Source organism: Avibacterium sp. 21-594, from assembly GCF_026226815.1.
Taxonomy (GTDB): Bacteria; Pseudomonadota; Gammaproteobacteria; order Enterobacterales; family Pasteurellaceae; genus Avibacterium; species Avibacterium avium.
Window position 1 is genome coordinate 2,139,595 of record NZ_JAKKOC010000001.1, and the last position, 15,886, is coordinate 2,155,480.

The following is a 15,886-nucleotide window of genomic DNA, read 5'->3' on the forward strand; positions in this document are numbered from 1 at the left end:
AAGCTAAAAATTAATAGATTTTTATAAATTTTGCGTGGATTGGCTCACTGAATGTTATATTGTCAGACTTTTTATGGCAAAACCACTTTGAATTTCACCGCACTTCTTGCTAGAATATGCGAGTTTTGGGGCTGATTCTGGATTCGACGGGATTAGCGAAGCCCAAGGTGCACGTCGAGGTGCGGTTGGCCTCGTAAATAAACCGCAAAAAAATAGTCGCAAACGACGAACAATACGCTTTAGCAGCTTAATAACCTGCTCATAGCCTTCTCTCCCCAGCTTCCGCTCGTAAGACGGGGATCAAGAGGAGTCAAACCCAAACGAGATCGCGTGGACGCCTCCGCTTGAGGATCGAAACGTTAAATTGAATCAAGCTAGCTTAGCTATCGCGTGTCTGTCCGCAGTGGTTAAGTGAAATTAAAGACTAGACTAAACGTGTAGTGCTGAAGGTAGAGTAATTTCGGACGGGGGTTCAACTCCCCCCAGCTCCACCACTCAAATATCTCATCAAGTGTCAAATGGCTCAAAATCTTAGGTAAAATAAGGGTTTGAGCTTTTTATTGTGTCATAAAGTATCAGTCAGTATCATATAAATTCAAAATTTTAGTAGTAAAAATAGTAGTAAGATTTTTAGTAGCAAGAGTTCTTACTACTAAAATGATGAGAAGATAGGATTTATATGGTGCGAACAGTTAAACAACTTACCGTTACAGCAATGTTATTTAACTAGGTATCAACTATGTCCGTGGGGATTTAGTAGATTTTATGCCTATATTATAGGAGAAAGTAAATGAAAAAATACAGCAAGCAAGTGGACTATCTTTTTACTGAGATTATTGGCTTTTGGCTTTATATTATTGCTTGGTTAATGATTCCTGTACTTATTGTTTTTGCGATAGGTGGGGTAGAATGGCTTTTTTCTCCAGAAAATGGTTCAGCTAGAATGGTAGTGCTCAAGTCATTGCTTGTTGGATTGGTCGTTGGTGGTGGGGGAACTGCGTTATTATATTGGTATCTGAAACCTAAAAATAAAAAATAAGTTTATGTTAGAGAAAACCTCGCTTTTGCGAGGTTTTTTATGGGAGAAAATAAGATGGCTGGGTCGTTAGGACAACTAAATATTTTATTAGGGCTAAATAGTGTTCAGTTCAATAAAAGGCTTGAGCAATCTATAGTTAAAGCTCGTAATTTTGCTACGGAAACGAATAAATCTTTTAAATCTATTGAAAATAGTTTATCTATTTTAGAAAGATCTGCAAAATGGACTATCCGTTCTTTATTGGTTTATTTAACAGAAGATAGTGTAAGCGCCAATTGGTTCTTTTAGAGAGAAAAATATCAAGTTAAAAAAAGCGGAAGTTCTTCCGCTTTTTATTGATTTATTTACATTATCGTAAAATTAAAATTGGTTTTTTACCGTGGCGGGCAACTTTTACTGTGTTGCTGCTTAAGCCTTTGGCGTTTGGTTTGCTGCTGGCGAGCATAATAATGAGATCCACTTCTTTTTCATCGGCGATGCGGTTGATTTCTTCATAAATCGTGCCGTGAGCAACAATATGTTGTACTTTTGAACCTTCGGGAAAGTGGGCTTTGGTGAAATCGTGTAGGGTTTTGTTGGCTTCTTCGATGACTGATTTGTCAAAGTTTTTTGGTAAGAATGCGGAGATAAAGCTGTCGTCAATGGGTTCGATAATGGTCGCGACACGGTAAATGGCGTTAGGATTGTGGTTGGTGAGCTGAAGAGCGGTGTCCACCACATATTTTGCGCTTTTCAGATTGCTGAGATCAATAGCGATAAGCAGTTTGTTGTACATAATAAGATCCTTTTATTGGGTTGCGGTTTGTGCGTTTTATATTTTGCTAATTTCATAAAATTTTGACCGCACTTTAGGGTCTGTTGATAACTCATTTTGCATTTGAGCTGGTGGCTATTTTTTGTGAGAACAAGGCGAGCGGGGTGAAGTTTAGCCATTCTAAACGAACCACGTTCAACACAGTTATCACAAAAAATAGCCCCAGCCCTTCGGGTTAGCTTTAAAATTTGCGTACTCTTTGTTGCAGTTCTCACCAAGAGAACCACTCTTGGTTTTAAACTGCGCCGCGATTACGCTAATTTTAAACGATAACTCAAATGCAAAATGAGTTATCAACAGACCCTAACAAAGTGCGGTTAATTTTTTATTGTTTTTTCGCTCTACGGCGTTGATTAAATCCAACAAGAAGAATAATCAACAAGCCCGGAATGAACATCCATTCTTTGGCGATGGCCACTTTTGGTAAAGAAATATCGAGCAGGGTTTGATCCCAATTTAAGCCTGCTTTGGCGGCAGGAGAATCAATTTCAACCATATCAATAATGACTTTTGGTGTCGCTTTGCCATCAATTTCAATGGTTTCATCGGTATTGAGCAAGGTTAAGCCGAGTTTATTCAGGCGCTCTTCACCGGTTTTCCCTTCTGGCACGCTGAGTTCAGAATAGAACTCAATTTGTTTTCCATAAGGATTGGTGCCGGCCACTTTGACGGTAATTTTTTCATCAACTGGCACTTTTTCCAACTCTTGTGCCAAATGCACTGGCTCAATGTGATAAGAAGTTGGCGAAATATATTCCATAAAGAAGCCAGGGCGGAAAATAATAAATGCCGCAAAAATAAGGGCAAGAGTTTCCCACACTTTGTTCTTAGTGATGAAATAATTCATTGTGGCGGAAGTAAAGGCAAGTATGGCAATGGTGGATACCACTGCAACCAGTATGCCTTTAGCCCAGCCCACATCGATTAATAGCAGATCCGTATTAAAGATGAATAAGAATGGCAAGATCGCCGTTCTTAGGCTGTAAAAGAATGCCACTAAACCTGTTTTAATCGGATTGCCGCCAGATACCGCTGCCGCAGCGAAAGAGGCCAGCCCCACAGGTGGCGTTACGTCAGCCATAATTCCGAAGTAGAATACGAATAAATGTACGGCGATCAGCGGTACGATTAAGCCATTTTGTTTACCCACTTCTACAATCACTAATGCCATTAAAGATGACACCACGATATAGTTAGCCGTGGTTGGCAAGCCCATTCCGAGAATTAAGCTGAATACGGCCACAAGGATAAGCATAAGCAAAATGTTACCCATTGAGAGCATTTCAATAATGCCAGAGAGCTGTACACCAAAACCAGTGAGTGAAACAACGCCGACAATAATTCCCGCGGTTGCGGTGGCGATACCAATCCCGATCATATTACGTGCACCCGTTTCTAAACCATCAACAAGGGCATCAATGCCTTGTTTAAACAGATCTTTTGTGATCGGTTTGTTACGGAAGAAGTTTAGTAACGGATGCTGAGTGACTAAAATGATCATCAAGGTTACCGTTCCCCAGAAAGCAGATAGCCCTGGTGAAAGCATTTCGACCATTAAGCACCAAATTAGCACCACAACAGGAATTAAATAATGTAAGCCTGCATTTACTGTTGGTTTGGCGGACGGCAGTTTTACCACTGGAGAATTAGGATCATCAATTTCTAAATCAGGGAATTGTGCCACACGGCGAATTAAGGCGAGATAAATCAGCGCCAATAACACCGCAACGATTAAGAAACTATGATCAGGTGCAACGGTTTTCAACCAGCCTAAACCAAATTCCACGCCAATCACTAAGCCAATCACCACTAAAATAGTGCTGACCAATTTTAGCAAGGTCACTAAAAATGGATTTGGCGGATCGGTTCTTGGCAAGCCGTGCAAGTTCATTTTTAATGCTTCTAAATGCACGATATAAACCAATGCAATATAAGAAATCAATGCAGGCAGTGCCGCATAGGTGATGAGTTGGCTATATGGCATATTGACATATTCGATCATCAAGAAAGCCGCAGCACCCATTACCGGTGGCATAATTTGTCCATTTACCGATGAAGCCACTTCTACCGCGCCTGCTTTTTCTGCCGAAAAGCCCACGCGTTTCATCATTGGAATGGTGAATGTTCCAGTGGTTACTACGTTAGCGATAGATGAGCCTGAAATTAGCCCCGTTAAGCCAGATGACACCACAGCCGCTTTCGCTGGCCCACCACGCAGATGTCCAAGATAAGCAAAAGCGGTTTTAATGAAATAGTTACCCGCGCCCGCTTTATCGAGCAATGCACCAAATAACACAAACAGGAAAACATATTTGGTAGAAACCCCTAATGCCACACCAAACACGCCTTCCGTGGTTACCCATTGTTGGTTCACCATTTGTGAAAGTGATCCCGAGCGGTGGCTGATGATCCAATCTGTTGGCAGGAACTGTCCGAAGTAGTTATAAGCCAAAAACACACTGGCGATAATCACCAAAGGCAAGCCAAGGCTACGGCGACAGGCTTCTAACAGCAATAACACGCCTAGACAGCCAGCAATAATATCTTGCGTATTGGGTGCGCCGAAACGTGTGACTAAACCTTCATAAAAGAAAATGTAATAGGCGCCTAAAAATGCCCCAAGGGTGGCAAAAAACCAATCTAACAACGGAATACGGTGTTTTGGCGAGGTCGCAAAAGCAGGGAACGATAAATAGGCCAAGAACAATGCAAAGGCAAGGTGGATCGAACGCGCCTTGGTGTCATCGATCACCACGTTAATATCCAGCCCCCAATTGCGCACCACTTCTTGTAGCCAAAATGGCACAGGGGAGGTGTAATAAAGTTGGAAAACCGACCATAAAATCGCGGTAATTACAATGAGTTTTCTGCTTGCGCCCGTAGGATTTCGTCCACCTGAATCATTGGAGGCGACCATATCTTGCAGATCATCGTAATCCATTTTTTTTGTGGATTCGGACATAAAATCTCCCGAAAATTTTTAAATGAATGAAAACGGAAAAAGGCAGGGCTAAGCCTGCCTAAATAATAAAGATGAGATTATTGTAACCAACCGCGTTCTTTGTAGTAACGCACCGCACCTTCGTGTAATGGCGCAGAAAGTGCGTTTTTAATCATATCTTCTTCTTTAAGATTGGCGAACGCAGGGTGTAAACGTTTGAAACGATCAAAGTTATCAAACACCGCTTTAACTGCGGCATAAACTTTATCTTCTGGCACATCAGCAGAAGTGACTAGGGTTGCATACACACCGAAACTTTCTACTGGATTATCTGTACCACGATATAGTCCACCCGGAATAGTTGCTTTCGCATAGTAAGGATTTGCCGCCACTAAACGATCAATCGCTTCACCTGTTACAGGAACAAGATGAGCATTACAAGAAGCCGCAGCTTCTTTCAACGCACCATTTGGGTGACCTACGTTATAGGTAATCGCATCAAGATTGTTATCACACATTACCGATGCCATTTCTGCAGGTTTTAATTCAGACGCCACTTTAAATTCTTTGTCTGTCCAGCCTTTCGCAGCCAAGATCACATTCATTGTTGCACGCGTACCAGAACCCGGATCGCCCACATTCACACGTTTACCTTTCAAATCATCAAAAGAATTGATATTTGAATCATCACGCGCCATTAAAGTAAACGGCTCAGGGTGAATTGAAAACACTGCACGCAATTTATCATTTTTCTTACCCGCAAAGGAGCTTGTACCGTGGTAAGCGTGATATTGCCAGTCTGATTGTGCAATACCCATTTCCATTTGATCTGCAGCAATCGCATTTAAGTTTGCCACAGAACCACCTGTTGAAGGCGCGTTACATTTAATATGAGTTTTTGCAGTATCGCGGTTCACTAATTGACAGATTGATTGACCAACCACATAGTAAACCCCAGTTTGACCACCAGTCCCGATGGTTACAAACTTATCTTCTGCTTGCACAGAAAAAGAGGTGGCTGCCACACCCGCGATAAGAGAGAGTTTTAATAATTTCTTCATTTTTACTCCTTTGCATATTTAGTTTCTATTAAAGGCGAACTTGCGAACGCAAAGCTTGCCTTAAAGATGTTGTGAGTCCCAAAATTAACAAAAATTTTACAGACGGGATAAAGATATACCCTAGATTACCTTTCGTTGCAATCATTTTTTTCGATAAATCGCCTTAAAGTGCGGAAGAAATTTTGCGAATTTTTATAATTTCAAACAGGAATAAATGAACTTTTGCACGAATTAACACACTAAGAAAAGCATCTATAAAATATCATTAGAGCAATTTGTTGCCTGTTACTTATACGTTTCATTTATAAGTATGGCTATTTTTATAAAAAATTATTCTACTTAAGGAGTTAAGATGAAATTATTAAAATCTGTATTAGCATTAAGTTTTGCCGTTGCTACTTCAGGCGTTGCATTAGCAGAAAATCCATTGGCAAATGCAAAAACCACTGCGCAATCAATGAAACAAGATAGCGCATCAAAAGCAAAAGATTTAGTGAAAGAACAAGCTACTAAAAAAACAATCGTAGTGAAAGATGCGGCGAAAGAAAAAGCGAATGCTGCAAAATCATCGGCAAGTGAAAAAGTAGCAAAAGCTAAAGAAAAAGCAGCTGATGCCAAAAGTGCGGTAGAAAATAAAGCAAAATCTGCCAAAGAATCTTTAACAGATAAAGCGTCAAAAGATAAATCGCTCACCGATAAAGTGAAAGAAAAAGCATCTGAAAAAGCGAAAGAGGCTAAAGAAAAAGCAAAAGATGCAAAAGAAAAAGTAAAATCAAGCGCAGATAACGCAAAAGACAAAGCGAAATCATTCACTGAAAAAGCGAAATCTTATGCAGGTGAGAAAATCAACATTAACAAAGCAGATGCGAAAACCTTACAAAACCTTTCAGGTATCGGTGAAGCGAAAGCAAAAGCCATTGTTGAATACCGTGAAAAAGTAGGCAAAATTAAATCAGTAGAAGATTTGTCAAATATTTCAGGCATCGGTGCCGCAACAATTGAAAAAATTGCTCCTTATTTAACATTCTAAGTTTATTTTGAACAAAACAAAGGCTAATCAAATGATTAGCCTTTTTTCGTTTCACAAAGCAATTATTGCTGATTAAAGGTTTCCACCGCAGAATCAAATTTCTCAGCGATTTGTTTATCTACTGGTGAGAAAATTGATGAAGTTAAGGTAACGAAAGAACAAGCTAAGAAACCTGGGATAATTTCGTATAAGTTGGCGATGTCTTTCCAGTTTAGCGCGGTCATTAGCGGTTTCCACGCCACAACCGTTACGGCACCGGCTAACATTCCCCATAACGCGGCGTTGGAGGTGATATTGCGGTTAAATAGGGAAAGAATCACCAATGGCCCAAATGATGCGCCAAAGCCTGCCCAAGCGTAGGATACTAAGCCCATTACTTTAGAGTTCGGATCTTGTGCGATGGCAATGGCAACAATGGCGATAAGCAATACCATCACGCGGCCAACCCAAACTAATTCCGTGCTTGAGGCATTTTTGCGTAAGAAACCGTGGTAGAAATCTTCGGTAATGGCGGCAGAACACATTAAGAATTGTGCCGATAAGGTACTCATAATTGCCGCTAAAATGGCGGATAGCACAATACCCACAATCCAAGGATTAAAAATGGCTTTGGAAATTTCAATAAACACCGACTCGGCGGAATCTAAGGCGATACCTTTTACTTCAAAATAAGCTAAACCGAAATACCCCACGGCACAAGCGCCGCCTAAGCAGAGGATCATCCAAGTGATCCCGATTGTGCGGGCTTTATCTAAGGCTTGTACTGAACTGGCTGCCATAAAACGGGCTAAAATATGCGGTTGCCCGAAGTAGCCTAATCCCCAAGAAAGGGCTGAAATCACGCCAATACCTGATACGTTGTAAAGCCAGTTGGAATAAGGGATTCCCGTTTGTTGTGATTTAGCTTCTAGGGCAAGGGTGATTTCTTCCCAGCTAATGTTGAGCAACACGATGACAGGGGCGAGCAATAAAGCGAAAATCATCAATGAGGCTTGAATGGTATCGCTCCAAGAAATCGCTAAATAACCACCAATAAAGGTGTAAGCAATGGTTGCCATCGCACCAAAAATCAAGGCGGTGGTGTAATCAATGCCTAATAAACTTTGGAATAATTTTGCCCCTGCTACCACACCAGATGCACAATAAATAGTGAAGAAAAACAAGATCACTGAAGAAGACAGAATTTTCAGTGATTTTGCTCGTTTTGGAAATCGCATTGCAAAATATTCAGGTAAGGTAAGTGCATTGCCATATTGCTCGGTGAAAACCCGTAAACGCCCTGCCACAATGCGGTAATTTAGATATGCCCCGACAGTTAAGCCCACGGCAATCCAGGCTTCTGACAAGCCGGTAAGGAAAATCGCACCGGGCAAGCCAAGTAGCAACCAACCAGACATATCTGATGCGCCCGCCGACATTGCGGTAACAAAGCTTCCCATTTTGCGGCCGCCTAAAATGTAATCGTTAAAATTTTTGGTGGAAATATAGGCGTAAATCCCAATCCCTAAAATAATAACAAGATACAGTCCAAAAGCTGTGTAGATTTGATAATTCTGCATACTTTCTCCCTATAAAATTATTGTTCTTCAATGGCCATTAGGGTAGCGTTGCCCCCTGCGGCAGAAATATTCTCACTGCGTGAAAATTCGTTATATAGCAAGGTCAAATCCTGATTGACTGTCCAATCGTATAAACAGAAAATCGCAGGATTATTCTGCGCAAAGCGCTGACGTGTTTGGGTATCGATCGGCGATACAAACACCGCTTTTTGCAAATGCTGTCCTTCTTTTAGGATTTGTAGATGTGGTAATTGATAGCTCAACAGCGGATTATCTTTTTCTACAACAACATTAAATCCTGCTTGTTGTAACCGCTGATAAGCCGCAGTTAAACGAGCGTGATCTTGACCGAGTAATAAAACAGAAGTGGTTTTATAATCAATGCTATTTAATTCCCCTGTAATACTAGGCAATACGTTGTTTTTTGCAAGTACCGATGAATAATATTGTGATGTTTTGGTTAAACGTTGAACATAAAGCTCACCGCCCGCTTTCGGGCCTGTGCCTGATAAACCGTGTCCGCCGAACGGTTGCACGCCAACTACCGCCCCCACAATATTACGGTTAATGTAGAAATTGCCACATTCTAAATGCTGTTGCACAAAGGCAACATTTTTGCTGATGCGACTGTGGCAGCCCCCTGTTAAGGCATAGCCTTTGGCATTAATTTTTTGCAGATAATCGCCCAATTCCGCTTTTTTATAGCGCACAAAGTGCAGAATAGGCCCGAACACTTCACGATTAATTTGATCCAAAGAATCCACTTCATAAATGGCTGGCGCGACAAAATGCCCTGAAGTTGGGGAATCCAATTCAAAATATCGGCGAGAAAACGACCGCACTTGTGTTTGGTAATTGATTAAGTTGGCTTTTGCTTCTTCATCGATCACCGGCCCAATATCCGTATTGAGCAGCTCTGGGTTGCCAATCACTAATTCTTTCATTGCTTCGGTGATCATTTGGTATAAACGATCCGCAATGTCTTCTTGCACTAATAAAATACGCAAGGCAGAACAGCGTTGGCCTGCGGAATCAAAGGCGGAACTTAGCACATCAGTAATCACTTGTTCTAATAAAGCGGAAGAATCTACCACCATTGTGTTTAAACCGCCGGTTTCAGCAATGAGCACGGGTTGATCTTCTCGTTTCACAAGCTGTTTATTGATTAAATGTGCCACTTCCGTTGAGCCTGTGAACATTACCGCATTAAAGGGTTTAGCCACTAACGCCGCACCTAAATCGCCAGCCCCTAAGGTGAGTTGCAAGGCTTCTTGCGGCACGCCTGCTTGATGCAATAATTTCACCGCATAATAAGCAATGAGCGAGGTTTGCTCGGCAGGTTTTGCAATCACGTTATTGCCTGCTGCCAAGGCTGCGGCGATTTGCCCAGTGAAAATTGCCAGAGGGAAATTCCAAGGGGAAATACATAGCACATTGCCTAGCGGTGGTGCGAGGGCATTTTTGCTGTCTAATAAACGGATTTGTTCCGCGTAATAACGCAAGAAATCCACCGCTTCACGCAGTTCCCCAATAGCATTTGGCAAGGTTTTGCCTGCTTCTTCAATGGCAAGACGTAGCAACAAGCCAGTATTTTCTTGATAAAAATCCGCCGCTCTTTCTAAAATTGTCGCACGCTCTTCCACGGTTTTGTCTTGCCAAACACGAGATTGCAGCACATCAAATACTGCAGGCACATCATCTGGCGACATAAAAGTAGAAGTAGGCAGAGATTGTGCTGTATCAGCTGGTTTGCGGCCTTGATAACGTTGTGCTGCTTGCACAGGCACAGCACAAAGGGATTGCACGTCCGCATATTCAGCTTGATTTAATTGTTGTTGCAATTCCGCCAGTTGGATTTCATCACTTAAATTAAAGCCTTGGGAATTACGGCGATGGGGGAAAAGATCCGCCGGTAATTTAATGGCTTTATTTGACGCACCGTTAAAACGAGCAAATTTTTTCCACGGTGCTTTAATCAGTTCATTAACAGAAATATTGTTATCCACTAATTGATGCACGAAAGAGGAGTTTGCGCCGTTTTCTAGCAATCGGCGTACAAGGTAGGCGAGTAGGGTTTCATAGGTTCCCACCGGCGCATATACCCGCACACGGCGATTAAATTGATGTTCACCAACCACGTTATCGTAAAGGGTTTCGCCCATTCCGTGCAGACATTGAAACTCAAATTCTTTGCCTTTACCCAGTTCCGCAATGGTGGCTAGGGTTTGCACATTATGCGTTGCAAATTGCGGATAAATGGCATCTTGCGCATCTAATAATTTTTTCGCACAGCTAATATAAGAAATATCCGTATGCACTTTGCGTGTATAAACAGGGAAGCCTTGCACGCCTTCGGTTTGCGCCCATTTAATTTCGCTATCCCAATACGCGCCTTTCACCAAACGTACCATCATTTTGCGCTGATAACGGCGATTTAACGCAATAATATAATCCAATACATAAGGACAGCGTTTTGAATAGGCCTGCACCACAAAGCCGATACCATTAAAGCCAGCAAGATCAGGATCTTGTAATAATTTTTCGAGCAGATCTAAAGAAATTTCAAGGCGTGCCATTTCTTCTGCATCAATGTTCAAACTAATGTTATATTGTTTTGCCAAAACAAAAAGCTGTTTTAAACGCGGATAGATTTCGCTCATTAAACGATCTTGTTGTGAACGAGAATAACGCGGGTGGATAGCCGATAATTTCACTGATACGCCATTTGCATCATATAAGGCTCGCCCTGCGGATTGTTTACCCACGGCGTGAATGGCGTCCACATAATCTTGCAAATATCTATCCGCATCTTCCATTGTCATAGCGGCTTCGCCGAGCATATCAAAGGAAAAACAATAGCCCATTTTTTCTCTTGTAGTAATATTTTTTAGGGCTTTTTCCATTGTTTCGCCAGTAACAAATTGCTCACCTAAAATCCCCATTGCTTTTTCAATGGCTTTTTTCATCACTGGTGCGGAAAAGCGAGAGAAACTTTTCATCAACGCAGAAGAAAGGGCTTCTTCATCTAAACTAGCACTGATTTTATTGCCAAGCATTAAACCTAGGCTTGCGGCGTTGGTAAACAGCGATCCTGATTTTTTCAAATGGGCTTGCCAATTACCTTGCTGAAGTTTATCGTTAATTAAATCATAACGGGTTTGTGCATCGGGAATACGCAACAATGCTTCCGCCAAGCACATCAAGGCAATGCCCTCATCACAGCCTAAAGAAAATTCGTGCATTAAGGCATCAACGCCATAATGTTTTTGTTTTTTATTGCGGATTTTGCCGATTAATTCTCGGGCGACTTGTTCAATGGAAGATTCTTGTTGTGGTGTGAAATCTAAGGTTTGGATTAATTGATTTACTGCGGGTTGTTCAGGGCAATCATAATGCTCGCTGATAATTTTACGAAGTTCAGGTTCTACACTGGGTAGCGGAGGAAATTGAAAACGCATTTTATTTACCTACTTATTTTCAAATGTTTTTTAATTGTTAAAAAGACGTTAAGGATTGTAGCTAATTTTTTTAAGAATAAATCAAAAAATTATCAGAACTGTGATGTAGTTCAAAAAACGGGTTGTTTCTCAGGAGATTGGATTCAAACAGGGCAGGGAGAATCATAGCAAAAAGAATGAAAAAATTTACCGCACTTTTCTCTTTTATTATTAACTAATTTGAAAAAGTGATTTTCATTATTGTGAATTGTATAGGTAATGCAATTCCGTTATGATACGCGCTCTTTCGCTCCTACTGGAGTAAGATTATTTTTAAAGGAAACATTATGAATTCATTAAATAAAATTAGCCCTTATGCACTGGGATTATTACGCATTATTGCAGGCTATATGTTTTTATTACACGGCACGTCAAAATTCTTTGAATACCCAGTTTCAATGACAGGTGGCAACGGTGCTGTGGAACTCTTTTCAATGATGGGCATTGGTGGCGTGTTAGAAATCGTTGGTGGTGCATTATTGATCTTAGGGTTATTTACCCGCCCAGTGGCATTCATTCTTTCTGGTATGATGGCGGTGGCATATTTCCAAATTCACGCTTCTTTGGATAACGTGTTATTGCCAATCGTCAATAAAGGTGAGCTTGCTGCGTTATATTCTTTAGTTTTCTTAAACTTTGTTTTCTTAGGTGCAGGCGCTTTTGCATTAGATAACAAAGTTTGCAAGAAGAGCTAATAAAACTAATTTGTCTTTTTTAGAGTTGTTGATTTTAACCCGCATTAGCGGGTTTTTTTGTCTTTTAAGAAAAATAATTCAAAAATGCACCGCACTTTTGGTACGCCTTGCCTATGGAAATCTTGAATTGTTGGTTTTTTGTTAAGAAATTTGATTTCGTGCTACATAAAAGCAAACGATTGCGTTATAATGCGGAGGTTTTTTCATTTCATTAAATTAAAGGAAATCTCAATGCAACCAAATCGCCCTATTCGTCAGGCTTTACTCAGTGTTTCAGACAAAACAGGTATTGTGGAATTTGCTCAAGGCTTAGTGCAACGTGGAGTGAAACTGCTTTCCACAGGTGGTACTGCGAAATTGTTAATGGAAAAGGGATTACCCGTTATCGAAGTCTCTGATTACACCGGCTTTCCAGAAATGATGGGCGGACGAGTGAAAACCTTACACCCAAAAGTTCACGGCGGTATTTTAGGACGCCGTGGGGTTGATGATGAAATAATGGCGCAGCACCAGATTGATCCCATTGATATGGTGGTGGTGAATCTTTATCCTTTTGCTCAAACCGTGGCAAAACCAGATTGCACCCTTGAAGATGCAGTAGAAAATATTGATATTGGTGGCCCAACAATGGTGCGATCTGCAGCGAAAAATCATAAAGATGTGGCGATTGTGGTGAATAATCAGGATTTTTCTGCGATTTTGGCTGAAATGGATCAAAATCAAAATGGCTTAACCTTAGAAACACGTTTTGATTTAGCTATCAAAGCCTTTGAGCATACCGCACAATATGATGCGATGATCGCCAACTATTTTGGTAAATTGGTGAAACCTTATTTTGCCGCAGATGAAGAAGAGCAAAACGCCCTGTGCGGACAATTCCCACGCACCTTGAATTTGAATTTTATCCGCAAACAAACAATGCGTTATGGGGAAAATGGCCATCAAAATGCCGCATTTTATGTGGAAAAAGAACAAAAAGAAGCCAGCGTATCCACCGCAAAACAGCTACAAGGCAAAGCCCTTTCTTATAACAATATTGCCGATACGGACGCTGCACTAGAATGTGTGAAAAGTTTTAATGAACCTGCTTGTGTGATCGTGAAACACGCGAACCCTTGCGGTGTTGCCTTAGGCGAGGATATTTTAGACGCCTACAACCGCGCCTATCAAACCGATCCAACTTCCGCTTTCGGCGGCATTATTGCCTTTAACCGTCCTTTAGACGAAGCTACCGCACAAGCCATTGTTGATCGTCAATTTGTTGAAGTGATTATTGCCCCAGTGGTGCAAGAGGGAGCGAAAGCCGTATTGAAAACGAAGAAAAATGTGCGTGTTTTAGAATGTGGTGAATGGCATAGCGAGCCACAGCAACGCTTAGATTTTAAACGAGTTAATGGCGGATTATTAGTGCAAGATAGCGATTTAGGAATGGTCGATCTTGCTGATTTACAAGTGGTGAGCAAACGTAAGCCAACAGAAAAAGAACTGCAAGATTTACTATTTTGCTGGAAAGTGGCTAAATTTGTGAAATCGAATGCCATTGTGTATGCCAAAGATAATCAAACCATCGGCATTGGCGCAGGACAAATGAGCCGTGTTTATTCAGCCAAAATTGCGGGCATTAAAGCACAAGATGAAGGCTTGGAAGTGAAAGGTTGCGTAATGGCATCTGATGCGTTCTTCCCATTCCGTGATGGCATTGATGCCGCAGCCAAAGTAGGCATTGAATGTGTGATTCACCCAGGCGGCTCAATGCGTGATCAAGAAGTGATCGATGCCGCAGATGAACACAATATGGTGATGGTGCTAACGGGAATGCGTCATTTCCGTCATTAATTAAAAGTGGGGTAGAAAAAATGAATATTTTAATTATCGGAAATGGTGGGCGTGAACACGCCCTTGCGTGGAAAGCAGCGCAATCTCCTTTAGCCAGTAAAGTGTTTGTTGCCCCAGGCAATGCAGGCACGGCGAGAGAAAAGGGCTTCGGCAAAAGTGCGGTGGAAAATGTGGCAATTTCTGCGACAGATATTCCAGCATTAGTGAAATTTGCCCAAGAAAATCAAGTGGGCTTAACCATTGTTGGGCCAGAAGCCCCGTTGGTAGCAGGCGTTGTCGATGCTTTTGAACAAGCAGGTTTAACCATTTTTGGCCCAAGCCAAGCTGCCGCACAGCTGGAAGGCTCAAAAGCATTCACCAAAGATTTCTTAGCACGTCATCAAATTCCAACGGCAGAATATCAAAACTTCACAGACGTGGAACAAGCCCTTGCTTATGTCCGCCAAAAAGGCGCGCCGATTGTGATTAAAGCAGATGGCTTAGCGGCGGGTAAAGGCGTGATTGTGGCAATGACGTTAGCGGAAGCAGAAGAAGCTATTAAAGATATGCTTTCAGGTAACGCCTTTGGTGATGCAGGTTCACGCGTGGTGATTGAAGAATTTTTAGATGGTGAAGAAGCCAGTTTTATCGTGATGGTGGACGGCAAAAATGTTGAGCCAATGGCAACCAGCCAAGATCACAAGCGTGTGGGGGAGGGCGACAAAGGCTTAAATACAGGAGGAATGGGTGCTTATTCGCCAGCCCCTGTGGTTACCCCTGAAATTCATCAGCGTGTAATGGAACAGATTATTTATCCAACCGTGCAAGGAATGGCGGCCGAAGGCAATGTATATAAAGGCTTTTTATATGCTGGTCTGATGATCGATAAAAATGGTCAGCCAAAAGTGATTGAATTTAACTGCCGTTTTGGTGATCCTGAAACGCAGCCTATTATGATGCGAATGGATTCTGATTTGGTGGAACTTTGCTCAAAAGCCTGTGAAGGGAAGTTGGATCAAGTTCAATCTCAATGGAAAAAACAAGCCGCGCTAGGCATTGTGCTTGCTGCAGAGGGCTATCCTGCGGATTATCGCAAAGGCGATGAAATCCAAGGCTTACCAACTACTGAGCAGGCAGATGAAAAAGTTTTCCTTGCAGGTGTGAGTGAAGAAAATGACCAATTAGTGACTAACGGCGGCCGTGTTCTTTGTGCCACCGCATTAGGTGATTCCGTGCTTGATGCTCAACAGAAAGCCTTAAAACTCACCGAACAAATTCAATGGCAAGGACGTTTCTTCCGCCGTGATATTGGCTGGAGAGCTATTGCGCGCGAGAAGTCATTCGTCATAGATGAAAAAAATTCATCAAGATGATGAGAAATTAACAATTAAATTTTCATTAAAAAGTGTAACAGAACAGAGTAAACTATCTCCCA

At 41.7% G+C, this 15,886-nt stretch carries 11 protein-coding genes and 1 other RNA gene; 7 read left to right on the plus strand and 5 right to left on the minus strand.

Features of this window, described 5'->3' with window-relative positions; translation table 11 throughout:
- Positions 1-127: 127 nt before the first annotated feature.
- The 3 genes from ssrA to L5B76_RS10370 all read left to right on the plus strand — a co-directional run bounded on the left by ssrA (position 128) and on the right by L5B76_RS10370 (position 1,327).
- Positions 128-494, plus strand: a transfer-messenger RNA (tmRNA) gene (gene ssrA, locus L5B76_RS10360).
- Positions 495-790: 296 nt separating this feature from the next.
- Positions 791-1,039, plus strand: a complete 249-nt coding sequence (locus L5B76_RS10365; protein ID WP_265755355.1) for a hypothetical protein — start codon at positions 791-793, stop codon at positions 1,037-1,039.
- Positions 1,040-1,078: 39 nt separating this feature from the next.
- Complete coding sequence (locus L5B76_RS10370) at positions 1,079-1,327, plus strand: hypothetical protein (protein WP_265755356.1); 249 nt, start codon at positions 1,079-1,081, stop codon at positions 1,325-1,327.
- A gap of 61 nt (positions 1,328-1,388) precedes the next feature.
- Here the strand turns inward: L5B76_RS10370 and L5B76_RS10375 are convergent, their stop codons facing one another.
- The 3 genes from L5B76_RS10375 to L5B76_RS10385 all read right to left on the minus strand — a co-directional run bounded on the left by L5B76_RS10375 (position 1,389) and on the right by L5B76_RS10385 (position 5,855).
- Positions 1,389-1,814, minus strand: a complete 426-nt coding sequence (locus L5B76_RS10375; RefSeq protein ID WP_265755357.1) for a universal stress protein — start codon at positions 1,812-1,814, stop codon at positions 1,389-1,391.
- 364 nt (positions 1,815-2,178) lie between these two features.
- The gene (locus L5B76_RS10380; protein WP_265755358.1) at positions 2,179-4,815 is read right to left on the minus strand and encodes a TRAP transporter permease; all 2,637 of its coding nucleotides are present in this window, start codon (positions 4,813-4,815) and stop codon (positions 2,179-2,181) included.
- 77 nt (positions 4,816-4,892) lie between these two features.
- Positions 4,893-5,855, minus strand: coding sequence for a TAXI family TRAP transporter solute-binding subunit (locus L5B76_RS10385; protein WP_115249366.1), 963 nt, complete (start codon positions 5,853-5,855; stop codon positions 4,893-4,895).
- Between the two features lie 352 nt (positions 5,856-6,207).
- Between L5B76_RS10385 and L5B76_RS10390 the strand changes: the two genes are divergently transcribed.
- The gene (locus L5B76_RS10390; RefSeq protein WP_265755359.1) at positions 6,208-6,885 is read left to right on the plus strand and encodes a ComEA family DNA-binding protein; all 678 of its coding nucleotides are present in this window, start codon (positions 6,208-6,210) and stop codon (positions 6,883-6,885) included.
- Positions 6,886-6,947: 62 nt separating this feature from the next.
- On the opposite strand, the gene putP is transcribed toward L5B76_RS10390, so the two are convergent.
- Positions 6,948-8,444, minus strand: coding sequence for a sodium/proline symporter PutP (gene putP, locus L5B76_RS10395; protein ID WP_265755360.1), 1,497 nt, complete (start codon positions 8,442-8,444; stop codon positions 6,948-6,950).
- 17 nt (positions 8,445-8,461) lie between these two features.
- Entirely contained in the window at positions 8,462-11,902 is a 3,441-nt protein-coding gene (gene putA, locus L5B76_RS10400; protein ID WP_265755361.1) for a bifunctional proline dehydrogenase/L-glutamate gamma-semialdehyde dehydrogenase PutA, read from the minus strand.
- A 326-nt stretch (positions 11,903-12,228) separates the two neighbouring features.
- On the opposite strand from putA, the gene L5B76_RS10405 reads away from it, so the two are divergent.
- The 3 genes from L5B76_RS10405 (at position 12,229) to purD (ending at position 15,824) form a co-directional block, all read left to right on the plus strand.
- Positions 12,229-12,636 carry a DoxX family protein gene (locus L5B76_RS10405; protein WP_103854912.1) on the plus strand — a complete coding sequence of 136 codons (408 nt, stop codon included), beginning with the start codon at positions 12,229-12,231 and terminating at the stop codon, positions 12,634-12,636.
- 231 nt (positions 12,637-12,867) lie between these two features.
- Positions 12,868-14,472: a bifunctional phosphoribosylaminoimidazolecarboxamide formyltransferase/IMP cyclohydrolase gene (gene purH / locus L5B76_RS10410; protein WP_265755362.1), complete on the plus strand. Its 1,605-nt coding sequence runs from the start codon at positions 12,868-12,870 to the stop codon at positions 14,470-14,472.
- 20 nt (positions 14,473-14,492) lie between these two features.
- Positions 14,493-15,824 carry a phosphoribosylamine--glycine ligase gene (gene purD / locus L5B76_RS10415; protein WP_265755363.1) on the plus strand — a complete coding sequence of 444 codons (1,332 nt, stop codon included), beginning with the start codon at positions 14,493-14,495 and terminating at the stop codon, positions 15,822-15,824.
- Positions 15,825-15,886 lie beyond the last annotated feature (62 nt).